The organism is Streptomyces sp. NBC_01260, assembly GCF_036226405.1.
GTDB lineage: Bacteria > Actinomycetota > Actinomycetes > Streptomycetales > Streptomycetaceae > Streptomyces > Streptomyces laculatispora.
The window spans coordinates 2,926,594-2,948,468 of record NZ_CP108464.1 but is presented as its reverse complement, the minus strand read 5'-3'; the positions used below and the strand labels follow the sequence as shown (position 1 = coordinate 2,948,468).

Below are 21,875 nucleotides of genomic sequence, written 5' to 3'. Positions count from 1 at the left end.
CCCAATGGTGAGCTTGCCCACACGGAGTGTGATTCGAGGCCTGCTCAAGTCGCGAAATCCCTTGTGGCACCACGGTACGCCGGGATCCATAACCGCACAGTAGCCACGAGGTGTGGTCCAGGTCTCTGTCGGTACGGGCAGCGACGCCAGGTGTTTCTTTGTGTGATTCCTACTAACGGCTGCGCGATTCTTTGCCAGACGCCCGGCCGTCCTCCGTGATGGGGGCCTGTCGCGGAGGCGAACCGGGGCGCGAACGCCGCCGAACCTCTTGTACGGAGCATTACCGATTAGTAGGGTCCGCGCTATCGCACGTACTGCAGGTAACAGGGGGTGAGCGCCATGGTGCGCAGGCCAGTGGCTTTCATAGCCGCGATCGTGCTGTTCGCGGAAGCCGTGGGCATCGTGATCATCAACGGCGTCATGGCGACGTTCGTCAGGAACCAGGACATGTCCCTGGCGGGAATGGATCCCGGGGTCATGGCCAACGGCACCTGGGCGACGGGCGGAGTCTTTGGACTGTTCCTGCTGCTGTGCGGTGTGCTGATCCTGCTGAGCGGCATCCGCGACCGGGCCCCGGGCAGGATCGCCCGGATCGTCCTCATCTGCTGCGCCGTCATCCACGGGGTGCTGGGCGCGCTCACGGTGGGGCTGGTCGGCTGGGCCGCGTTCGCGTTCATGATGGTGGTGCTCGGTCTGATCGTGCTGACGCTGGTGGCGTACGGCGCGGACCGCGAGGAGCCGGCCGCCGGGGCGGCTACCGAGAAGCCGGTGGCTCCGGCCCCGGCCTGACCGGACGGGCCCGCTCAGACCCAGAGATCGGTGACCGGGATGCCCAGCTCGCCCAGCAGCCGCCGCAGCAGCGGCAGCGAGAGCCCGATGACGTTGCCCGGGTCGCCGTCGATGGAGTCCACGAACGGCGCCGAGCGCCCGTCGAGGGTGAAGGCGCCCGCCACGTGGAGCGGTTCGCCGGAGGCCACGTAGGCGGCGATCTCGGCGTCCGTCGGCTCACCGAAGCGGACCGTCGTGGACGCGGTCTCGGAGACCGTCCGCCCGGTCGCGGTGTCGGCCAGGCTGTGACCGGTCCGCAGCACCCCGGACCGGCCCCGCATGGACTTCCAGCGGGCCGTGGCGTCCTCGGCGTCGGCCGGTTTGCCCAGCGCCTCGCCGTCGAGTTCGAGCACCGAGTCGCAGCCGATGACCAGGGCCCCCGCGACCTCCGCAAGCCCGGCCACGGCCGCGGCCTTGGCCTCGGCGAGCACCAGCGCCAGCTCGGCGGGTGTCGGGGCGCTCAGCGCGTCCTCGTCCACCCCGCTGACGATCACCTCGGGCGCGAACCCGGCCTGCCGGAGCAGACCGAGGCGGGCGGGGGAGGCGGAGGCGAGCACGAAGCGGCGGGGTGCGGGATCAGTCATGCGCGCCATCGTACAAATCAGCCGGTGCGGGCGGACCGGCGCCGCAGGACCCGCACGGTCAGCGGGTGCCGAGCACGAACATGGCGACGACCATGGCCAGCGCGAGCACCAGCCCCACGCGCCGCATCATCTCCTGGGCGTCGCGCAGTTCCTTCGGCGGCTTGTTCTCGGGGTCCGACCACAGCATGCCTCCGATCCTGCTGCGCGGACCGCGCACGCGCCTGAGTACGGGTACTCAGCCATCCCGCGCGGATGGACCGGATCCTTCCGGTACGCACCGGAGGCCCGGACCCCGCAGGGGTTCCGGGCCTCCGGTGACGGCCGGTGACTAGCCGGGCCAGTACGTACGTGCCCAGGCGCGCGGCCCCGGCAGATGACGGCCGCGCCGGGCGACCCGGCCCGGGTCGGACCACTGGCCGGGCAGCTCCGGCGCGCCGGACGACACGGCGGCCACCGCGGCGGCGCGTGCCTGGACGACCGCGAGCGCGGCCGCCAGCTCTTCCGGGGTCGGGTTGCCCCGTACGACCTTGATCATGGCCAGAGCCCTTTCTAGAGAGGGATGTTGCCGTGCTTCTTCGGGGGCAACGACTCCCGCTTGGTCCGCAGCTGCCGGAGCCCCTTGACCACATGGGCCCGGGTCTCGGACGGCATGATCACCGCGTCCACGTAGCCGCGCTCGGCCGCCACGTACGGGTTGAGCAGCGCGTCCTCGTAGTCCGCGATCAGCCCGGCGCGGGTGGCGTCCTGATCCTCCGCGGCGGCGATCGTGCGGCGGTGCAGGATGTTGACGGCCCCCTGGGCGCCCATGACGGCGATCTGGGCGGTCGGCCAGGCGAGGTTGATGTCGGCGCCCAGGTGCTTGGAGCCCATGACGTCGTACGCGCCGCCGAACGCCTTGCGGGTGATCACCGTGATCAGCGGGACCGTCGCCTCCGCGTACGCGTAGATCAGCTTGGCGCCGCGGCGGATGATGCCGCCGTACTCCTGGTCGACGCCGGGCAGGAACCCGGGCACGTCCACGAAGGTCAGCACGGGCACGTTGAAGGCGTCGCAGGTGCGCACGAAGCGCGCGGCCTTCTCGCTCGCGTTGATGTCCAGGCAGCCCGCGAACTGCATCGGCTGGTTGGCGACGACGCCGACCGGATAGCCCTCGACCCGGCCGAAACCGGTGAGGATGTTCGGCGCGAAGAGTGCCTGGGTCTCCAGGAACTCGCCGTCGTCCAGCACATGCTCGATCGCGGTGTGCATGTCGTACGGCTGGTTCGCCGAGTCGGGGATGAGCGTGTCCAGCTCGCGGTCCTCGTCGCTGGTCGCCAGGTCCGCCTCCTCGGGGAAGGCCGGGGCCTCGGAGAGGTTGTTCGACGGGAGGTAGGAGAGCAGCGACTTGACGTACTCGATGGCGTCCTTCTCGTCACCCGCCATGTGGTGCGCCACACCGGAGGTGGTGTTGTGGGTGCGGGCGCCGCCGAGCTCCTCGAAGCCGACGTCCTCGCCGGTGACCGTCTTGATGACGTCGGGGCCGGTGATGAACATGTGCGAGGTCTGGTCGACCATGACCGTGAAGTCGGTGATCGCGGGGGAGTAGACCGCGCCGCCCGCGCACGGTCCGACGATCAGCGAGATCTGCGGGACGACACCCGACGCGTGCACATTGCGCCGGAAGATCTCCGCGAAGAGGCCCAGCGCCGCCACACCCTCCTGGATGCGGGCGCCGCCGCCGTCGTTGATGCCGATGACCGGACAGCCGGTCTTCAGCGCGAAGTCCATCACCTTGACGATCTTCTCACCGTAGACCTCGCCGAGCGAGCCGCCGAAGATGGTGAAGTCCTGCGAGTACACGCAGACGGGGCGGCCGTCGACCATGCCGTACCCGGTGACGACACCGTCTCCGTACGGGCGGTTCTTCTCGATCCCGAAGTTCGTCGAGCGATGCCGGGCGAATTCGTCGAGCTCCACGAAGGAGCCCTCGTCGAGCAGCAGACCGACGCGCTCGCGCGCCGTCAACTTGCCCTTCGCGTGCTGCTTTTCCACGGCGCGCGCGGAACCCGCGTGGGTCGCCTCTTCGGTACGGCGCTGCAGGTCCGCGAGCTTGCCCGCGGTGGTGTGGATGTCGGTCTCTTCCGGCTCGGACATCGGGTTGCGGCTCCCTGCCTGGTCACGGGGACGGCTGTGCTGCTGATCAGCGGATGAACAGCTACTGCCCCGTAGCGTATCGGCGCGGATACGGTTCGGCAGTGCGTCGTTTGACACACCTAGGGTGGCTTGCATGACACCCTCGGATGCGTCTCACAACCGTTGGTCGGACCTGGACCGGCCGCCCCTGAACGTTCCCGCGCTGCGGCGCGGGCTGCTCCGCCCGGACGGGCTGTGGAGCACCCTCGACGTCGTGGACACCACCGGGTCCACCAACTCCGATCTCGCTGGGCGCGCGGCCGGGCTCACCGAGGGCGCCGTCCTGGTCGCCGAGGAGCAGACCGCCGGACGGGGGCGCCTCGACCGGACCTGGACCGCCCCGGCCCGCTCGGGCCTGTTCTTCTCCGTCTACCTGACGCCCGGCGCGGTACCGGTTCAGCGCTGGGGCTGGCTGCCACTGCTCACCGGGGTCGCGGTGGCGGCCGGTCTGGCGAGGTCGGCGGGCGTCGACACGGCCCTGAAGTGGCCCAACGACGTCCTGGTCACCATCGAGGGAGAGGAGCGCAAGACGGGCGGCATCCTGGCCGAACGCGCCGGGGACGGTGTCGTCATCGGCATCGGCCTCAACGTCTCCCTGCGCGCGGACGAGCTGCCCGCCCCCACGGCCGCCTCGCTCGCCCTGGCCGGAGCGGTCTCCACGGACCGCGAGACGCTGCTGAGGGGCGTGCTGCGCTCACTGGAGCAGTGGTACGGGAAGTGGCGGGCGGCGGACGGCGACGCGGCCGCGAGCGGCCTGCAGGAGGCGTACGTGGCCGGCTGCGCGACGCTCGGGCGGACGGTGCGGGCCCAGCTGCCGGGCGACCGCACGCTCACGGGGGAGGCCGTGGCGATCGACGGGGACGGGCGGCTGGTCCTGTCGACCGGCGACGGTCTCCAGGAGCCGGTGTCGGCGGGCGACATCGTGCACCTCCGGGGCGCCGGGGGCGGTCTGACCTGAGCGGCGCGCCCCGCATCCGGGTGACCTGGGGACGTGAGGTAGGGCACACCTGCCGTATCGTTGAGGCGATCCACCGACAGATCGGCAGGGCAGTGCGCAGGGAACGGGCAGGAGGCGGCTGGTGACCGTCGACGACACGACCTCCGGCGATGGCGTGGAGCCCCCGTCGGACCCATCGGTCCACGCGACACCGCATCACGAAGTCGACCACACGGCCGAACCGACCGACGACCCCCTCGCGATCAGGCTGGAAGCGCTGATCCTGGGCGCCGACCGGCGCTACACCCCGTTCCAGGCCGCCCGGACCGCGGGCGTCTCCATGGACCTGGCGTCCCGGTTCTGGCGGGCCATGGGCTTCGCCGACATCGGCCAGGCCAAGGCGCTGACCGAGGCGGACGTGCTGGCGCTGCGCCGGCTGTCCGGTCTGGTCGAGGCCGGGCTGCTCAGCGAGCCGATGGCGATCCAGGTCGCCCGGTCGACCGGGCAGACCACCGCCCGGCTGGCGGAGTGGCAGATCGATTCGTTCCTGGAGGGCCTGACCGAGCCGCCCGAGCCCGGAATGACCCGTACCGAGGTCACGTACCCGCTGGTCGAACTGCTCCTGCCGGAGCTGGAGGAGTTCCTGGTCTACGTGTGGCGGCGCCAGCTCGCCGCCGCCACCGGCCGGGTCGTGCAGGCCGCGGACGACGACGAGATGGTCGACCGGCGCCTAGCCGTCGGCTTCGCCGACCTCGTCGGGTTCACCCGGCTCACCCGCCGCCTGGAGGAGGAGGAGCTCGGCGAACTCGTCGAGTCCTTCGAGACCACCTGCGCCGACCTGGTCGCCGCACACGGCGGCCGGCTCATCAAGACCCTCGGTGACGAGGTCCTCTACGCCGCCGACGACGCCGGCACCGCGGCCGAGATCGCGCTGCGCCTCATCGAGGCGATGGCCCTGGACGAGTCGATGCCGGCGCTGCGCGTCGGCATCGCGTTCGGCACGGTCACCACCCGGATGGGCGATGTGTTCGGTACCACGGTGAACCTCGCCAGCCGGCTCACCTCGATAGCGCCGAAGGACGCCGTCCTGGTGGACGGGGCGTTCGCCGAGGAGCTGACCCGTACCGGCGACGCCCCCGCCTCCGAGGCCCAGGCCGCCGAGGAGGCCGCGGCGGCCGCCGAGCGCGCCGAGAAGGAGGGTGCGGACGGCGAGGAGCCGAGGTCCGTGCCCAGGTACCGCTACGGGCTGCAGCCGATGTGGCAGCGCCCGGTGCGCGGCCTCGGTGTCGTCGAACCGTGGCTGCTGGCCCGCCGCGGCCAGTCCTGACCCAGGGCCTTCCGGGCTCGCGCGGTCCGGCACGGCACCGGATTCCGCTCCCCGGTCCAGCCTGATCCACCCGAGAGACCCTCGCCCCCTCCGGCTCGCGGGGCTGCGCTCTAGGATCCCTGCGGTAACGCTCGTTAACCGACAGGGGTGCAGCCATGACCGTCACGTCCGAGCAGCGGTTCGGGGATTTCGTCGTCGTACGGGGCCACGAGGGCCTGGAGCACGTCGCCGAGCTGGTCCTGGACCGGCCGAAGGCCATGAACGCGGTGTCCACGGACATGGCCCGCTCGATCGGCGCCGCCTGCGCCGCGCTCGCCGCCGACCCGGACGTACGGGTCACCGTCCTCACCTCCAGCCATGAACGGGCCTTCTGCGTGGGGGCGGACCTGAAGGAGCGGAACTCCTTCACCGATGCCGACCTGGTGCGTCAGCGGCCCACCGCACGCGCCGCCTACACCGGTGTCCTCGAACTGCCCATGCCGACGATCGCCGCGGTGCACGGCTTCGCGCTCGGCGGCGGATTCGAGCTGGCCCTGTCCTGCGATCTGATCGTCGCCGACCGGACCGCTCTGGTGGGCCTGCCCGAGGTGTCGGTCGGGGTCATCCCGGGCGGCGGCGGCACCCAGCTGCTGCCGCGCCGGATCGGGGCGGCCCGCGCCGCCGAGCTGATCTTCACCGCCCGCCGGGTGGAGGCGGCCGAGGCCCGGGAGCTGGGGCTGGTCGACGAGCTGGTGGCTGAGGGCGAGGACCGGTCCGAGGCGCTGGCCCTCGCCGGCCGGATCGCGGGCAACTCCCCGGTGGGGCTGCGAGCGGCCAAGCGGGCGCTGCGGCTGGGGCACGGGCTCGATCTGCGGGCCGGCCTGGAGGTGGAGGACTCCGCGTGGCGGTCGGTGGCCTTCTCCGGCGACCGCGCGGAGGGCGTCGCCGCGTTCAACGAGAAGCGGAAGCCGAACTGGCCCGGGGAATGAAGCAGTCGTGACAGCAGGTAATTGAATGCCGACACAACGCGCATGATCATGGTTGCGAACTGATCAAATCACCACAAATCTACATAGGCTGTAGCGATGGGTGGTGATGATGCGCGGCTCCGGGCCGTGGTTTCGCTTGCGCAGGCGATGGCGGCGGCACACACCCCGCGGGGGTGCTGGCGGGCGGCCGCGCTGGGGGCGTGCGAGGCGCTGGGCGGCGGCTTTGCCGCGCTGTCGGTCTGGGAGCGCGGGCGCGGGCGGCTGCGGGTCCTGGTGAACGCGGGCGAGCGGGCCGAGGGGGAGGAGGAGTTCCCCGACGAGGAGACGTACCCGGTGCACCAGTTCCCGGAGATCACCGAGTTCCTCCATGAACGGTGGGCCGGGGGCGGTGAGCCGGACGCCTGGGTGGAGACCGCCGAGGGCCCGGTGGAGCCGGAGCCCGCGGACGGTGGGCGGAAGGCCGGGGTGGCGGGTGCGCACGGTTACGGGCACGGCTACTGCCATCAGCGGGTGGCGGCGCTGCGCCGGCGCGGGCGCGGCTGCTGTGTGGTGGCGCCGATCGTGCTGCACGGGCGGGCCTGGGGTGAGCTCTACGTGGCGCGTCCGGTGGGGGATCCGGTGTTCGGGCGCGCGGACGCGGACTTCGCCACCGTGCTGGCCGCCGTCGTGGCCGCCGGGATCTCCCAGACGGAGCGGCTGGAGGAGGTGCGCAAGCTCGCCTTCACCGACCCCCTGACCGGCCTCGCCAACCGGCGGGCCGTCGACATGCGGCTGGACGAGGCGGTGGAGCGGCACCGGGTGGACGGTTCGGTGGTCAGTCTGGTCGTCTGCGATCTCAACGGGCTGAAGTGGGTCAACGACACCCATGGCCATGCGGTCGGTGACCGTCTGCTGGAACGTTTCGGCTCGGTGCTGTCCCGGTGCGGCGCCATGCTGCCCGGTGCGCTGTCGGCCCGGCTCGGCGGGGACGAGTTCTGCCTGCTGGCCTTGGGTCCCGGGGCGGACGAGGTGGTCGCGGTGGCAACCGAGCTCTGCGGGCGGGCGGCCGAGCTGGAATTCGGCAACGGGGTCGCCTGCGGGATCGCCTCCACCGGTGACCCGATCGGCCCGGTGGTCTCCGCGCGGCGGCTGTTCCGGCTCGCGGACGCGGCCCAGTACCGGGCGAAGGCGGCCCGTTCGCTGAAGCCCGTGGTGGCGGGACGCGACGGCGAGGTGATCCGGCTGGCCGACTCCCCGCCCAAATCCGCCCACGACCGTCGCCGGCTGCGCGGAAACAGTCCCTGAACCGCGCGGTCCGATCGGTAAGGGGTCAACCCGGCCGCCACTAGTGACATGAAGAGATTCAGTCCGTACGCTTCTGAATATGGATATGCATACAGTCGTGGTGGGGACGTCCGGTACCACTGCTCAGGACGTCATCGCCGTGGCCCGCGGCAACGCCCGTGTCGAGCTCTCCGCGGCCGCGGTGGGCGCTCTCGCCGCGGCCCGTGAGGTCATCGACGCGCTCGCCGCCAAGCCCGAGCCGGTCTACGGCGTCTCCACCGGATTCGGGGCACTGGCCAGCCGCCACATCAGCCCGGAGCTCCGCGCGCAGCTCCAGCGCAACATCGTCCGCTCGCACGCCGCCGGCATGGGCCCGCGGGTCGAGCGCGAGGTCGTCCGGGCGCTGATGTTCCTCCGGCTGAAGACGGTGGCCTCGGGTCACACGGGCGTGCGGCCCGAGATCGCACAGACCATGGCCGACGTCCTGAACGCCGGGATCACACCCGTCGTTCACGAGTACGGTTCGCTCGGCTGCTCCGGCGATCTGGCGCCGCTCTCGCACTGCGCGCTGACCCTGATGGGCGAGGGCGACGCGGAGGGCCCCGACGGCACCGTGCGCCCCGCGGGCGAGCTCCTCGCCGCCCACGGCATCACCCCGGTCGAGCTGCGCGAGAAGGAGGGCCTCGCCCTCCTCAACGGCACCGACGGGATGCTCGGCATGCTCGTGATGGCCATCGCCGACCTCCAGAACCTCTACACCTCGGCGGACATCACCGCGGCCCTCTCCCTGGAGGCCCTGCTCGGCACGGACAAGGTCCTCGCCCCCGAGCTGCACGCCATCCGCCCGCACCCGGGGCAGGGTGCCAGCGCCGACAACATGCTGCGGGTGCTCGCCGGATCGGGCCTCACCGGCCACCATCAGGACGACGCCCCCCGCGTCCAGGACGCCTACTCCGTGCGGTGCGCCCCGCAGGTCAACGGCGCCGGGCGCGACACCCTCGCCCACGCCCGGCTCGTCGCCGACCGCGAACTGGCCGCCGCCGTGGACAACCCGGTGGTGCTGTCCGACGGCAGGGTCGAGTCCAACGGCAACTTCCACGGCGCCCCGGTCGCGTACGTCCTGGACTTCCTGGCGATCGTCGCGGCCGACCTCGGCTCGATCACCGAGCGCCGGACCGACCGGCTGCTGGACAAGAACCGTTCGCACGGGCTGCCGCCGTTCCTGGCGGACGACGCCGGCGTCGACTCCGGCCTGATGATCGCCCAGTACACCCAGGCCGCCCTGGTCAGCGAGATGAAGCGGCTCGCCGTCCCGGCCTCGGCGGACTCGATCCCGTCCTCCGCGATGCAGGAGGACCACGTCTCGATGGGCTGGTCGGCCGCGCGCAAGCTCCGTACCGCCGTGGAGAACCTCGCCCGGATCGTCGCCGTCGAGCTGTACGCGGCGACCCGCGCGATCGAGCTCCGCGCCGCGCAGGGGCTGACCCCGGCGCCCGCCTCACTGGCGGCCGTCGAGGCACTGCGCGCGGCGGGCGTGGAGGGGCCGGGCCCGGACCGCTTCCTGTCGCCGGACCTGGCCGCCGCGGACGCCTTCGTGCGCGCGGGGAAGCTGGTCGCGGCGGTGGAACCGGTGACGGGGCAGCTCGCCTAGCGCCGCTCGTTCCAGTGACGTACGCGGAGGCGGCCGCCGGGTGGACCCGGTGGCCGCCTCCGCGTGACGGTCAATGCGCCGGCAGCGGGCCGACGCGGCGGGCGGAGTAGGTGACGAAGCCCGCGCCCATGCCCAGGAACGCCATGCCCCCGATCAGGTACGGGGTCGTGTCGGTCCCGGTCCCGGTGTCGGCGAGCGTGGTGCCGTCCGTGCCGGTGGCGTCGACGGCGGACGTCCGGCCCGGTGCGCCGGGAGCGGCGCCCGTGTCGCCGGTCGCGTTGGCCGTCGGGACGAACCAGAGAGCGCACAGCAGCGTTCCCGCAGCGGTGGCGGTCAGGAGCGGGCGGCGGGTGATGGCCACAGAATCGATCCCCCTTGTGACAGCCGTGAGTTAGGCCTGCGGCCGATGCTAGTGAAAGCAGCGGGTCGCAGGAAAGCCACAGCGGCCGGGAGCTTACGCTCCGGCACATGAGCACTTCTGAGACATCGCGTTATGTTCGGCTTCACGTGGAAATGGTGTTGGAGATCACGGACGCCGACGCCCTGAGCGGCACCGCTCTGGAGAGCCTCGCGGCCGAGTACGGCGAGCCCGGCGGCGATTCCGCCGAGGAGCGCACGCATGCCGAGACCGCGGTCCGGGAAGACGGTGCGGAGGCCCTCGCCTCGCTGATCGACCCGTTCGACCTGGTCAGTGAGGTCCCCGGGGTCGAGCTGACCCAGGCCTCCTGGAGCAGCGAAAGCATCGCCTACGACCCGCAGGACCCGGACGGATGGGACCTCGACGACGGCGACGACGAAGAGGACGACGACGAGGACGGCGCCGGCGTCCCGCACAATGGGGAGGAGAACGACGACGACGGCAGCGCGGAGCGGCGGGCGTAGCAGGTGGAGATCACCGGCCCCGGCCCGCTTCCGGCGGGCCGGGGCCGCTGTGTGTGACAGCCGGTGCACCGGGTCGTGAAGCTGTTGCACAACCGGGCAGGACACCGGCGGCACCTACGGGGTGGACCACGGGAACCACCGCTGATATCACCGCGTCGATGAGTGGTGTTCCCCACATCTCCCGCAGATGTGGAACGGGCAACCCTTTCAGGGTGTTCTTGGAGCATTGACGGGGTATCGCCGGTCAACGGCTTGCTCGGGGTTATTTGGGGATTTCGGCAACGATGGAGAAGTGTGTGATGACGGACAGCAAGCGGCGCAAGGGCCTCATGGCCGCGTCCGCACTGCTCGGCGGCGTGCTGGTGCTTACGGCCTGCAGCGACGGCAGCGGTTCCAGCCCCGACAGCTCGAAGAAGTCACAGGCGGCCGAGGTCGACAAGGCGGCGGCCGAGGAGACCTCGCAGGCGCAGATAGCGATCTCGCCGAAGAACGGCGCGACCAACGCCGGGATCAACAACGACGCGAAGGTCTCCGTCGCCAAGGGCAAGCTGACGGCCGTCACGATGACCACGGCGGCCGGTGCGAGCGTCAAGGGCACCCTCTCCGCCGACGGCACCAGCTGGAAGCCGGACGCCCAGCTGGAGCGCTCTACCACGTACAAGATCGACGCCACGGCGAAGGACTCGAAGGGCCGAGAGGCGCACGAGAACTCCTCCTTCACCACCGTGTCGCCCGCCAACAGCTTCATCGGGAACTTCACCCCCGAGGACGGTTCCACCGTCGGCGTCGGCATGCCCGTCTCGATCAACTTCAACAAGGCGATCACGGACAAGAAGGCCGTACAGGACGGCATCAACGTGACGTCCAGCAGTGGCCAGCAGGTCGTCGGCCACTGGTTCAACTCGCAGCGTCTGGACCTGCGCCCCGAGAACTACTGGCAGGGCGGCTCCACCGTCACGCTGAAGCTGGCGCTGGACGGAGTGGAGGGCGCGGACGGCGTCTACGGCGTGCAGCAGAAGACGGTCACCTTCAAGGTCGGCCGCAACCAGGTCTCCACCGTGGACGCCAAGACGCACATGATGACCGTCACCCAGAACGGGAAGACGATCAAGACCATCCCGATCTCCGCCGGTTCCACGGAGAACCCGACGTACAACGGCCAGATGGTGATCTCCGAGAAGTTCAAGGAGACCCGGATGGACGGTTCGACGGTCGGCTTCACCGACGGCGACGGCAAGGGCGAGTACGACATCAAGGACGTGCCGCACGCCATGCGGCTGTCCACGTCGGGCACCTTCATCCACGGCAACTACTGGGGCGCCAAGTCGATCTTCGGCAGCGCCAACACCAGTCACGGCTGTGTCGGTCTCTCCGACACGAAGGGCGCCGGCGACGCCGCCCAGCCCGGCGCCTGGTTCTACGACAACTCCATGATCGGTGACGTGGTCATCATGAAGAACTCCCCGGACAAGACGATCCAGCCCGACAACGGACTCAACGGCTGGAACATGAGCTGGGCCCAGTGGCAGGCCCCCGCGGCCTGACCGGACGTCCTCCGCGCCCCGGGCAGGACCCCGATCGGCCCCAAGTCCCTTACCGCAGGCGGCGGCACCGGATCCCCACGGATCCCGGTGCCGCCGCCTGCGGCGTTGTGGGGCGTTCTCATCCGGATCTCATGGTGGACTTAACCCGCCATCACAACCCGTTCATAACCTCGCGCCATGTTCTTCACCTACCTCCGGCGCGAGCTGCGCCGCCGCAGAAAGGCGGCGCTCGTCGTCGCCTCGGGGCTCGGCCTCGGCATTGCGCTGGTCATCATCGTCAGCTCGGTCTCCTCGGGCATGAGCAAGGCCCAGGACAAGGTCCTGGAATCGCTGTACGGCCTCGGCACCGACATGACCGTCAGCAAGGCGGCCGCGGCCCCGGGTTCCGGCACGGAGCGGCCCAAGTTCGAGTTCGACGCCAAGGAGAGCGGCGACGACTCGACCCAGAGCACGGACCGGGTCATGGTCCAGGGCTTCCAGACGCTGGCCTCCACCACCGTGGACAAGGTGGGCAAGCAGGACGGCGTCGCCGACGCCGTCGGCGGACTGAGCATGAGCGTCATGAAGGTGGACGGCCAGTTCAAGCGCGGTGAGTTCAAGCAGGAGGGCGGTACGTCCCAGGGCGGCCGCGGCGGCCCCGGAGGCAGTGCCCAGCCGCAGGGCGAGGTCAAGGGCGGCGGCGCCTCCTTCGACGTCAACTCCTACACGGTCTACGGCACCGACGTCACCAAGCAGGACCTGGGCCCGCTGACCTCGTCGAAGATCACCGCGGGGCGGACGTTCAAGACGACCGAGACCAACGGCAGGGTGGCCGTCGTCGACGCCGCGTACGCCAAGGAGAAGAAGCTCATCGTCGGCAAGACGGTGACGGTCCACGGCACCAAGTTCACGATCGTCGGCGTCTCGGCGGCCGACAGCGGCGACGCGGCCGCCGACCTCTACGTCCCGCTCCAGCAGGCGCAGACCCTGGCCGACGCGAAGGACAAGGTCACCACGGTCTATGTGAAGGCCGCGGACTCGCAGCAGATCGACAGCGTCAAGTCCACGATCCAGAAGAACATCCCGGGCACCACCGTCACCACCTCCGCCGATCTCGCGGACACCGTTTCCGGCTCCCTGTCCACCGCGTCCGACCTGGCCTCCAGCGTCGGCAAGTGGCTCTCCATCGCCGTACTGATCGCCGCCTTCCTGGTGGCCGGCCTGCTCACCTCCTCCGCGGTCAGCCGCCGGGTACGGGAGTTCGGCACGCTCAAGGCACTCGGCTGGAAGAGCGGCCGGGTCACCCGCCAGGTCGTCGGCGAGGCCCTGGTCAACGGGTTGATGGGCGGCGTCCTCGGCATCGCGGTCGGCCTGGCAGGCGCGTACGTCGTCACCGCGGTCAGCCCCACCCTGACCGCGCAGCTCGGCTCCGCGGGCGGCTCCTCGGGCGGCGGGATGCGCGGCGGCATGATGGGTGGCGGCCCCGGCCGGCAGAGCGCCTCCAAGGCCCTCGACATCGCGCTGACCGCGCCCGTGTCCCTCTCGATCATCCTGATCGCCGTCGGCCTGGCCGTGGCGGGCGGGCTCATCGCGGGCGCCTTCGGCGGCTGGCGCGCCTCCCGGCTGCGCCCCGCGGACGCCCTGCGGCGCGTCGAGTGACCCGTCGCGGGAGACCCGTCGCCCGGGTGTCCCGGCCCTCGCCCCCGTCCCGGTGATCCGGGACCAGCTCAGCCGGGACCCGTTCACCCGGCATCCGTTCACCCGGCACCCGCGATCACCGTCCAGCAGGAGTTGACCCATGTACACGCTTCAAGGCGTCACCAAGCGCTACACGCGCGGCAAGTCCACCGTCCACGCACTCGCCGGCGTCGATCTGACCATCGAGGACGGCGGCCGCCTGGTCATCCAGGGCCCCACCGGCGGCGGCAAGTCCACGCTGCTCCAGATGCTCGGCGGCCTGGACCGCCCCACGGCCGGCAGCGTCGAACTCGACGGTGTCGACCTCGCGAAGCTCAGCGAGGCCAAGCTCACCAAGGTGCGCGCGGAGAACATCGGCTTCGTCTTCCAGAGCTTCAACCTCATCCCGACGCTCACCGCCCAGGAGAACGTCGAGACGGCCCTGGTACCCCTCGGCGGCAAGGCGTCGGAGCGGCGCAGACGGGCGGCCGAGGCGCTCGACTCGGTCGGTCTCGGCGAGCGGCTCGGACATCTGCCCGGAGAGATGTCCGGCGGCCAGCAGCAGCGGGTGGCGATAGCCAGAGCCCTGGTCAAGCAGCCCAAGGTGCTGCTCGCCGACGAACCCACCGGCAACCTCGACGAGTCCATGCGTGACGAGATCATGGAGGTGCTGGAGACCATGTGGAAGGAGCACGGGCTCACCTTCATCATGGTCACCCACGACAGCGCGATCGCCCGCCGCGCCCCGCGGCTGGCGACCATCCGCAAGGGCAAGGTCACCATCACGGAGAACGCGGCGGCCTGAACAGCCCTCCCACGCAAGGCTGTTACCGCACCGCCACGGCTGCCGCCGTCCGCGGACCCGCACCGGGGTTCGCGGGCGGCGGTGCGGGTTCACCCCCCGCAGCCTCAGGCGGCCCGTCCGGCGGCGGCCCGGCGGTGCGCCGCGAGATCGCTCCGGCGGACCTGGCGCACCCCGGCCGGATCGGCGAACGGGTCGGCGTACGGATCGCCCTCCTCGCAGCAGCGCGGAGCGGGGCCGGGGCTGTCGCCGGTACGGGCGAGGTGGGCGCGCAGCCCGTACCAGGGCTGGAGCGGCAGCCAGCACAGCCCGTGCAGCCAGCGCCGCACCAGCTGCCCCGGCCCCGGGCGTCCGCCGTCCGGCAGGCTCACCACCCGTATGCCCATGATCAGCTTTCCGGCACCGGCTCCGACGAGCGCGGTGAGCACCACCTGGTTGAGGAAGGAGATGACGACCCCCGGCCCGAGCAGCAGGGCGACGTCCCCGGACAGGGGCGTCGCGTCCACGTGCGGCCGGGCCAGTAACCCGGCGGTGACCAGGCAGAGATAGCAGTCGAGTCCCACGGCGAGATAGCGGCGCATCTCCCCGGCCCGGGGCGGCGTGCGATGCCCGGCCCGCCCTGTCCGGCCGGGTATGTGCGAGGGCCTCGGCTGCCCGTGCCCTGGCAACGTGCTTGCGTCCAACAGCACTGACTCGTAAGGCCGGTGAGGATCCTGGGTGCCGCGGTTCCCCCGTGAAGTCTTCATGACGGCATCATGTCTGATTACCCATCACCGCGGGCCCGGTCCGCACAGGCGGTCCGCCCGCTTACCTCGGGGGTAATCGACCCTCCCCGCCGCTCCCGGCAGCATGGTGTGCATCAGCGGACGGAAGACCGGAAGACGGAGGACGTGACCATGACCGCGTACGCGATCGCTCACCTGCACCCCGATGGCCTCCCCAACGAGGAGGTGCTGGAGTACATCGAGCGCATCCAGTCGACGATGGACCCGTACGGGGGCCGGTTCCTGGTCCACAACACCCCGGTCGAGGTCATGGAGGGCGACTGGCCCGGCGCGCTCGTCATCCTGGAGTTCCCCGCGATCGAGGCCGCCCGCACCTGGTTCGCCTCGCCCGCCTACCAGGAGCTGGCCCCGCTGCGGAGCCGGAACATGGCGGGCGACGTGGTGCTCGTGGACGGTGTCGCACGGGACTACGACGCCGGGGCGACCGCCGCCGCGCTGCGCGCCGAAGCACTCCGGGCCGCAACCGTGGTGTAGCCCGCTACACCGCGGTTCCGGGAGCGGGCGCCCTCGTACCGGCGTCCGCCGGCCGGAAGGATGGGTGACGCAGCCGGACGCCGGCCCGGCTGCGTCACCCGCTCCGTCCTTGCCGGGCTCCGTCTCCGGGCCCGGCTCCGTCTCCGTGGAGGAACCCCGTGAAGCCGCTGCTCTGGATCGTGCTCCTCGCCGCGATCGTCGCGAACGTCTCCCTCAACTTCCTGGTCGAGCAGGGCGGCCTGAACATCGCCCTGAGCGTCGTGTCGGGCGTGGTCGTCCTGGTGTCGGCCGCGTGCCTGTGGATGCTGCGCAGCCCGCGCGAGTCCTGAGGGCCGCGCACCCTCGCCTCACAGCCGCAGCCGGTGCGCTGTGAGGTTCACCACTCCGAGAGGTGTCCGGGCATACCCCGCAACCCGGTCGTTCCGCCCGGAACCGGTCCGGGGCAAGGCCGTTGCGGCCGGCCCGTACGCAACCCGGCGGGATTCACCATGTGGATGGCATGGAGGATTCAGCGGTCCCACTGGGACACTCGGTAGGCCACAACGGTCCTGTACGTCGCAGTCGTGAGCGCGGTACCCGCGCTATCCGGGCGACGCCCTCAATGGGGAGGGGGGACCTGGCGCCCTCCGGGACGGGGGCGCCTTCGCGATGAGCCGACCCATGGAAGGTCTTGATCAGATGCAGGCCACCCCTGACTCCGCAGTCCCGCACGCCGCCGAGAACCGCGTCATCGAGCCGCTCTACGCGGAGATCCTCCGCCGCAACCAGGGCGAGAAGGAATTCCACCAGGCGGTCCGGGAAGTTCTCGAAACGCTCGGCCCGGTGCTGGCCCAGCGGCCGGAGTTCGTGGACGCCCGGATCATCGAGCGCATATGCGAGCCGGAGCGCCAGCTCATCTTCCGGGTGCCGTGGTCGGACGACTCGGGCGACATCCACGTCAACCGCGGCTTCCGGGTCGAGTTCTCCAGCACGCTCGGCCCGTACAAGGGCGGACTGCGCTTCCACCCCTCGGTCAACCTCGGCATCGTGAAGTTCCTCGGCTTCGAGCAGATCTTCAAGAACGCCCTCACCGGTATGCCCATCGGCGGCGGCAAGGGCGGCTCGGACTTCGACCCGAAGGGCCGCTCGGACGCCGAGATCATGCGGTTCTGCCAGTCGTTCATGACCGAGCTCCACCGCCACCTGGGCGAGTACACCGACGTCCCCGCCGGTGACATAGGCGTGGGCGGCCGCGAGATCGGCTACCTCTTCGGCCAGTACAAGCGGATCACCAACCGCTTCGAGTCCGGTGTCCTCACCGGAAAGGGTCTCGGCTGGGGCGGCGCCCTGGTGCGTACGGAGGCGACCGGCTACGGCTGCGTCATGTTCACCGCCGAGATGCTCCGCAGCCGGGGCGAGTCCCTCGACGGCCAGCGCATCGCCGTCTCGGGCTCGGGCAACGTCGCGATCTACGCGATCGAGAAGGCCCAGCAGCTCGGCGCCACGGTCATCACCTGCTCCGACTCCGACGGCTACGTCGTGGACGAGAAGGGCATCGACCTCGCCCTGCTCAAGGAGATCAAGGAGGCGGGCCGCGGCCGCGTCGCCGAGTACGCGGAACGCCGCGCCGAGGCCGTGTTCGTGCCCGGCGCCGGTGTCTGGGACGTCCCCTGCGATGTGGCCCTGCCCTGCGCCACGCAGAACGAACTCCACGAGGCCGACGCGCTGACCCTCGTACGCAACGGTGTGAAGGCCGTAGCCGAGGGCGCCAACATGCCCACCACCCCCGAGGCCGTCCGCGTCCTCCAGGAGGCGGGTGTGGCGTTCGCCCCCGGGAAGGCGGCCAACGCGGGCGGCGTCGCCACCAGCGCCCTGGAGATGCAGCAGAACGCCTCGCGCGACTCCTGGACGTTCGCCCACACGGAGGAGCGGCTCGCGGAGATCATGCGTCACATCCACGACTCCTGCTACACCACGGCGGAGCGTTACGGCAGCCCCGGCAACTACGTGGTCGGCGCCAACATCGCCGGCTTCGAGCTGGTCGCGGACGCGATGCTGGCGCAGGGTCTGATCTGACCCGGACGCGACGAGGGGCTCGTCCCGGCCGGGACGAGCCCCTCACGTATCAGCCCCCGGCGGGCGGCCTCCTGCGGAAGGTCTCCGCGAGGGCCGTGTTCGCCACCATCACCGCGGCCAGGACGACCGCCGCGACCGGGTGGCCCACCCGGTACAACCCGAAGGCGCCGCCGCCGAGCACCACGGCCTTCACCACGAGCACGCCCGCCAGCGGCAGCCGGATCCGGGCGCGAGGGGCGGCGAACGTGCCCCACAGGGCGATGGCGACGGCCGGCATCCCGATCCCCAGCAGCAGGTGCACGGCCGGGCCGTCGCCGGCGGTGAAGCCCCACCAGCACAGGCACGCCAGCGCCACCAGCTCCAGCACGAAGGCCAGACCTTCGTTCGCGGCCCACCAGGGGCGTCCGCGCAGGGAGGGGATCGCCGGTTCGTCCGTTCGGTTCCCGCGCATCATGTTCCCGCCCCTCGCCGTCCAAGTCGATGCGAGAGTACCGGCCTTGCCCGCGCCGGGCCTGCCGCCCCCGGGACTCAGCCGTCGGCCGGTGCCACCCCGATCGGGCATGAGACGCCCGTACCGCCGATCCCGCAGTAGCCCGCCGGGTTCTTGTCCAGGTACTGCTGGTGCGCAGCTTCCGCCGGCCAGAAGGGGCGGCCCTCGGCGGGCAGGATCTCCGTGGTGATCTCGCCGTGGCCGGAGGCTGTGAGGACCTTCTGGTAGGCCTCGCGGGACGCCTGCACGGCCGCGGCCTGCTCGGGGGAGTGGGTGTAGACCGCCGAGCGGTACTGCGTACCGACGTCATTGCCCTGGCGGAAGCCCTGGGTCGGGTTGTGCGACTCCCAGAAGAGCTTCAGCAGCTCGGGGTACGTGACGACGCGCGGGTCGTACACGACGCGGACGGCCTCCGTGTGGCCGGTCAGGCCTGAGCAGACCTCTTCGTAAGCGGGGTTCTCCGTGGAGCCGCCCTGGTAGCCGACGAGCGTCGTCCAGACGCCGTCCGTCTGCCAGAACTTGCGCTCGGCGCCCCAGAAGCAGCCCATCGCGAAGTCCGCGACCTCCAGACCCTCCGGGTACGGGCCCACCAGGGCGTTGCCCAGGACCGTGTGGCGGGACGGGACGGTGAACTCCGGGACGGGGCGGCCGCGCAGGGCCTCCTCCGGAGCGGGGAGCTGCGGGGTGCGGCGGTGCAGGAACATGCGGGGGCTCCTCGTCGGGTCGGCGTGCTGTCCGTACAACGCACCGGGACCGCCGTGGATTCCGCCGCCGGTGCCGTCGCCCCGGTCAGCGGCGGGGGATGCCGTTCTCGGACTCCGCGTCCTCGACGTAGGCGGCGGTCCGCTTGCGGGCCTTGAACCAGAAGTAGAGGCCGAGGCCGATCAGGATCAGGGGTATCAGTCGGGCCATGAGGTGTACCGGTCCCATCAGTCAGCAGTCCGCGCGGTGGGCGCCCTGTCGGTGCCCACCGTCGCACACCCCCGGAGCCGGGTGGCCCCGGAGCCGGGCTTTCTACCGCAGCAGCGTCGCCGGGCTGCCGCCGTTCGCCTCGTAGCCGGCGACCGCCAGGGCGCGGTACACGGTGTACTCGGCCGCCGGGTCGGAGCTCTCCGTCCACGGCAGCGCGCCCACGTGCCCGTCGATGTGGACGAGCTGGCCCATCGCCTCCGCCCAGCGCTCCATCCGGACCAGGAACAGCACCAGCAGATGGCGGACATGGGCGAGCATCGGGTCGTCGGCGCGGGCCGAGTGCACCGCGAACAGGGCGCCCTCGACCGCCTTCGTCACCGCCTGGCTCCGGTAGAAGCCCCGCACCAGATTGACCTCGGGCAGGTGCTCGTACAGCGCGAAGAGCGGCAGCGCGGCCAGCAGTGACCCCTGCGGGGCGCGGGCGGCGGCCGCGGTGGCGAACCGGTCGGCCTCCTCGCGGGAGCCGTGCCACTTCTCGCACCAGAAGTGCAGCGCCGCGATGTGCGCGCCCATGTGCGCGGGTGCCCGGTCGATGATCTTCACCCAGAGCTGGTCGAACTCCTCGTGGGAGTAGCCGAGCCCACGGGCCGCGGCCAGCTCCACCAGGTACGGCACCGGGTCGCCCGGGGCCAGCAGGGCCGCCTCGCCGACGACCGTACGGGCCTCCTCCAGGATGATCCGGAAGTCGTCCGTACCGACGGTGGAGGAACGCCAGGCCTGCTGGACCAGGAACTCGGCGTGCACGGCCGCGCCACCCGCGTCCTTCGGGGACTCGGCCCGCCACTTGCGCAGCCAGGCCCCGCCGACGCCCGGCCGCCGCGCCAGCTCCAGCGAGGCGGCACCGGCGAACGCCTGCACCCGCTGCCACCGCACCTCGCCCTCCTTCGGCGTCCCGGACAGCAGCTGCGAGGCGGCCCGCCACTCCTGGGTGCCCTGGACGACGTCGAGTACGTCCAGGAGGTCCTGGTCGGGGCCCGGCATCCGGATGTCCAGTTCCTCCTGGCGCGCGAAGCCGTAGGTGTCCGGGTCGGCGGCGTCGGGGGAACCGGGCGCCACCTGACGGATACCGCCGCGGCGCCGCAGCACGAAGGGGCCGACAACCGCGGCGAGCATGCACAGCGCGAGCAGGAACCAGAGAATCTCCATGCCTCCATTGTCCCCGGACGGCCCCGGTGCTCCATGAGGGCCCTCGGGACGAACTACGCTCGGGCCTCATGAGCGACCAGCACAGCTTCGAAACTCTCGCGATCCACGCGGGAAACACCGCCGATCCCCTCACCGGCGCTGTTGTTCCGCCCATTTACCAGGTGTCCACGTACAAGCAGGACGGCGTGGGCGGGCTGCGCGGCGGCTACGAGTACAGCCGCAGCGCCAACCCGACGCGCACCGCACTGGAGGAGAACCTGGCGGCCCTGGAGGGCGGCCGCCGCGGGCTCGCCTTCGCGTCCGGTCTGGCCGCCGAGGACTGCCTGCTCCGTACGCTGCTGACGCCCGGCGACCACGTGGTCATCCCGAACGACGCCTACGGCGGTACGTTCCGGCTGTTCGCGAAGGTCGCCTCGCGCTGGGGCGTGGAGTTCTCGGTCGCCGACACCTCGGACGTGGCGGCGGTACGGGCCGCGATCCAGCCGCGTACCAAGGCGATCTGGGTGGAGACGCCCTCCAACCCGCTGCTCGGCATCACCGACATCGCGGCCATCGCCGGTGTCGCCCGCTCGGCGGGTGCGCGGCTGGTCGTCGACAACACCTTCGCCAGTCCCTATCTCCAGCAGCCCCTCGCCCTGGGCGCCGATGTGGTGGTGCACTCCACCACCAAGTACATGGGCGGTCACTCGGACGTCGTCGGCGGCGCGCTGATCGTCAACGACCCGGAACTCTCCGAGGAGTTGGCGTACCACCAGAACGCGATGGGTGCCGTGGCCGGCCCCTTCGACGCCTGGCTGGTGCTGCGCGGCATCAAGACCCTCGCCGTCCGGATGGACCGGCACAGCGAGAACGCCACCAAGGTCGCCGACCTGCTGACCCGGCACCCCAAGGTCACCCACGTCCTCTACCCGGGACTGCCCGAGCACCAGGGGCACGAGATCGCCGCCAAGCAGATGAAGGCGTTCGGCGGCATGGTGTCCTTCCGGGTCGCGGGCGGCGAGGAGGCGGCGGTCGAGGTCTGCAACCGGGCGAAGCTCTTCACGCTCGGTGAGTCCCTCGGCGGCGTCGAGTCGCTGCTGGAGCACCCGGGCCGGATGACGCACGCCTCGGCGGCCGGATCGCCGCTGGAGGTCCCCGCCGACCTGGTCAGGCTCTCCGTCGGCATCGAGAACGGCGACGACCTGCTGGCCGACCTGACGCAGGCGCTCGGCTGACACCTGCGAGCGTGCCGTGCCCGTGCCGTGGCGGGGCGGCGCGTGCCGGCTCCTGTGCCAGGACGTGTGAGCACTCCTGGTGCGGGACGTCTGAGCACTCCTGGGGCGGGGTCGGGAATCCGGCT

Annotated in this window: 24 protein-coding genes; 14 read left to right on the top strand and 10 right to left on the bottom strand. The window is 71.3% G+C overall.

The window, feature by feature from the left end; all coding sequences use genetic code 11:
* Nucleotides 1–339 precede the first annotated feature (339 nt).
* Nucleotides 340–789, top strand: coding sequence for a hypothetical protein (locus OG322_RS12725; RefSeq protein ID WP_329306422.1), 450 nt, complete (start codon nucleotides 340–342; stop codon nucleotides 787–789).
* Nucleotides 790–803: 14 nt separating this feature from the next.
* Here the strand turns inward: OG322_RS12725 and OG322_RS12720 are convergent, their stop codons facing one another.
* The 4 genes from OG322_RS12720 to OG322_RS12705 form a co-directional block, all read right to left on the bottom strand.
* Nucleotides 804–1,421 (bottom strand): Maf family protein, encoded by a 618-nt coding sequence (locus OG322_RS12720; RefSeq protein WP_329306421.1) that lies wholly within the window; start codon nucleotides 1,419–1,421, stop codon nucleotides 804–806.
* Nucleotides 1,422–1,470: 49 nt separating this feature from the next.
* On the bottom strand, nucleotides 1,471–1,599 hold the full coding sequence (mmpB, locus tag OG322_RS12715) for a morphogenic membrane protein MmpB (protein WP_260146782.1): 129 nt from the start codon (nucleotides 1,597–1,599) through the stop codon (nucleotides 1,471–1,473).
* Nucleotides 1,600–1,740: 141 nt separating this feature from the next.
* Entirely contained in the window at nucleotides 1,741–1,947 is a 207-nt protein-coding gene (locus tag OG322_RS12710; protein WP_123461254.1) for an acyl-CoA carboxylase epsilon subunit, read from the bottom strand.
* Between the two features lie 14 nt (nucleotides 1,948–1,961).
* A complete protein-coding gene (locus OG322_RS12705; RefSeq protein WP_123461255.1) occupies nucleotides 1,962–3,545 on the bottom strand; it encodes an acyl-CoA carboxylase subunit beta in 1,584 nt (527 codons plus the stop codon).
* A 133-nt stretch (nucleotides 3,546–3,678) separates the two neighbouring features.
* On the opposite strand from OG322_RS12705, the gene OG322_RS12700 reads away from it, so the two are divergent.
* From OG322_RS12700 to hutH, 5 genes are all read left to right on the top strand, one after another.
* Nucleotides 3,679–4,542, top strand: a complete 864-nt coding sequence (locus OG322_RS12700) for a biotin--[acetyl-CoA-carboxylase] ligase (RefSeq protein WP_123461256.1) — start codon at nucleotides 3,679–3,681, stop codon at nucleotides 4,540–4,542.
* A gap of 121 nt (nucleotides 4,543–4,663) precedes the next feature.
* Nucleotides 4,664–5,848: an adenylate/guanylate cyclase domain-containing protein gene (locus OG322_RS12695; RefSeq protein WP_123461257.1), complete on the top strand. Its 1,185-nt coding sequence runs from the start codon at nucleotides 4,664–4,666 to the stop codon at nucleotides 5,846–5,848.
* A gap of 155 nt (nucleotides 5,849–6,003) precedes the next feature.
* Entirely contained in the window at nucleotides 6,004–6,816 is an 813-nt protein-coding gene (locus OG322_RS12690) for an enoyl-CoA hydratase/isomerase family protein (protein WP_123461258.1), read from the top strand.
* 96 nt (nucleotides 6,817–6,912) lie between these two features.
* Nucleotides 6,913–8,100, top strand: coding sequence for a GGDEF domain-containing protein (locus OG322_RS12685; RefSeq protein WP_123461259.1), 1,188 nt, complete (start codon nucleotides 6,913–6,915; stop codon nucleotides 8,098–8,100).
* A gap of 79 nt (nucleotides 8,101–8,179) precedes the next feature.
* Complete coding sequence (gene hutH, locus OG322_RS12680; RefSeq protein ID WP_123461260.1) at nucleotides 8,180–9,730, top strand: histidine ammonia-lyase; 1,551 nt, start codon at nucleotides 8,180–8,182, stop codon at nucleotides 9,728–9,730.
* Nucleotides 9,731–9,800: 70 nt separating this feature from the next.
* Here the strand turns inward: hutH and OG322_RS12675 are convergent, their stop codons facing one another.
* Nucleotides 9,801–10,091: an LPXTG cell wall anchor domain-containing protein gene (locus tag OG322_RS12675; protein WP_123461261.1), complete on the bottom strand. Its 291-nt coding sequence runs from the start codon at nucleotides 10,089–10,091 to the stop codon at nucleotides 9,801–9,803.
* Nucleotides 10,092–10,237: 146 nt separating this feature from the next.
* Between OG322_RS12675 and OG322_RS12670 the strand changes: the two genes are divergently transcribed.
* From OG322_RS12670 to OG322_RS12655, 4 genes are all read left to right on the top strand, one after another.
* Nucleotides 10,238–10,612 (top strand): hypothetical protein, encoded by a 375-nt coding sequence (locus tag OG322_RS12670; RefSeq protein ID WP_123461262.1) that lies wholly within the window; start codon nucleotides 10,238–10,240, stop codon nucleotides 10,610–10,612.
* 284 nt (nucleotides 10,613–10,896) lie between these two features.
* Nucleotides 10,897–12,156: a L,D-transpeptidase gene (locus tag OG322_RS12665; RefSeq protein ID WP_329306420.1), complete on the top strand. Its 1,260-nt coding sequence runs from the start codon at nucleotides 10,897–10,899 to the stop codon at nucleotides 12,154–12,156.
* Between the two features lie 177 nt (nucleotides 12,157–12,333).
* On the top strand, nucleotides 12,334–13,794 hold the full coding sequence (locus OG322_RS12660; protein WP_329306419.1) for an ABC transporter permease: 1,461 nt from the start codon (nucleotides 12,334–12,336) through the stop codon (nucleotides 13,792–13,794).
* A gap of 139 nt (nucleotides 13,795–13,933) precedes the next feature.
* Nucleotides 13,934–14,617, top strand: a complete 684-nt coding sequence (locus tag OG322_RS12655; protein WP_123461265.1) for an ABC transporter ATP-binding protein — start codon at nucleotides 13,934–13,936, stop codon at nucleotides 14,615–14,617.
* Between the two features lie 104 nt (nucleotides 14,618–14,721).
* On the opposite strand, the gene OG322_RS12650 is transcribed toward OG322_RS12655, so the two are convergent.
* The gene (locus OG322_RS12650; protein ID WP_123461266.1) at nucleotides 14,722–15,195 is read right to left on the bottom strand and encodes an RDD family protein; all 474 of its coding nucleotides are present in this window, start codon (nucleotides 15,193–15,195) and stop codon (nucleotides 14,722–14,724) included.
* A 315-nt stretch (nucleotides 15,196–15,510) separates the two neighbouring features.
* Here OG322_RS12650 and OG322_RS12645 point away from each other — a divergent pair, with 315 nt between their 5' ends.
* From OG322_RS12645 to gdhA, 3 genes are all read left to right on the top strand, one after another.
* On the top strand, nucleotides 15,511–15,873 hold the full coding sequence (locus OG322_RS12645; protein ID WP_123462411.1) for a DUF1330 domain-containing protein: 363 nt from the start codon (nucleotides 15,511–15,513) through the stop codon (nucleotides 15,871–15,873).
* Between the two features lie 158 nt (nucleotides 15,874–16,031).
* The gene (locus tag OG322_RS12640; protein ID WP_329306418.1) at nucleotides 16,032–16,202 is read left to right on the top strand and encodes a hypothetical protein; all 171 of its coding nucleotides are present in this window, start codon (nucleotides 16,032–16,034) and stop codon (nucleotides 16,200–16,202) included.
* Nucleotides 16,203–16,551: 349 nt separating this feature from the next.
* Nucleotides 16,552–17,928, top strand: coding sequence for an NADP-specific glutamate dehydrogenase (gene gdhA / locus OG322_RS12635; protein WP_123461267.1), 1,377 nt, complete (start codon nucleotides 16,552–16,554; stop codon nucleotides 17,926–17,928).
* 49 nt (nucleotides 17,929–17,977) lie between these two features.
* On the opposite strand, the gene OG322_RS12630 is transcribed toward gdhA, so the two are convergent.
* From OG322_RS12630 to OG322_RS12615, 4 genes are all read right to left on the bottom strand, one after another.
* The gene (locus OG322_RS12630; RefSeq protein ID WP_241200112.1) at nucleotides 17,978–18,382 is read right to left on the bottom strand and encodes a YrdB family protein; all 405 of its coding nucleotides are present in this window, start codon (nucleotides 18,380–18,382) and stop codon (nucleotides 17,978–17,980) included.
* Nucleotides 18,383–18,456: 74 nt separating this feature from the next.
* Nucleotides 18,457–19,122 carry a peptide-methionine (S)-S-oxide reductase MsrA gene (gene msrA, locus OG322_RS12625; protein WP_124284882.1) on the bottom strand — a complete coding sequence of 222 codons (666 nt, stop codon included), beginning with the start codon at nucleotides 19,120–19,122 and terminating at the stop codon, nucleotides 18,457–18,459.
* Between the two features lie 85 nt (nucleotides 19,123–19,207).
* Complete coding sequence (locus OG322_RS12620; RefSeq protein ID WP_266411107.1) at nucleotides 19,208–19,330, bottom strand: hypothetical protein; 123 nt, start codon at nucleotides 19,328–19,330, stop codon at nucleotides 19,208–19,210.
* A gap of 102 nt (nucleotides 19,331–19,432) precedes the next feature.
* Complete coding sequence (locus tag OG322_RS12615; RefSeq protein WP_124284883.1) at nucleotides 19,433–20,536, bottom strand: hypothetical protein; 1,104 nt, start codon at nucleotides 20,534–20,536, stop codon at nucleotides 19,433–19,435.
* Nucleotides 20,537–20,604: 68 nt separating this feature from the next.
* Between OG322_RS12615 and OG322_RS12610 the strand changes: the two genes are divergently transcribed.
* Entirely contained in the window at nucleotides 20,605–21,750 is a 1,146-nt protein-coding gene (locus OG322_RS12610; RefSeq protein WP_123461270.1) for a cystathionine gamma-synthase, read from the top strand.
* The last annotated feature ends 125 nt before the right edge of the window (nucleotides 21,751–21,875 follow it).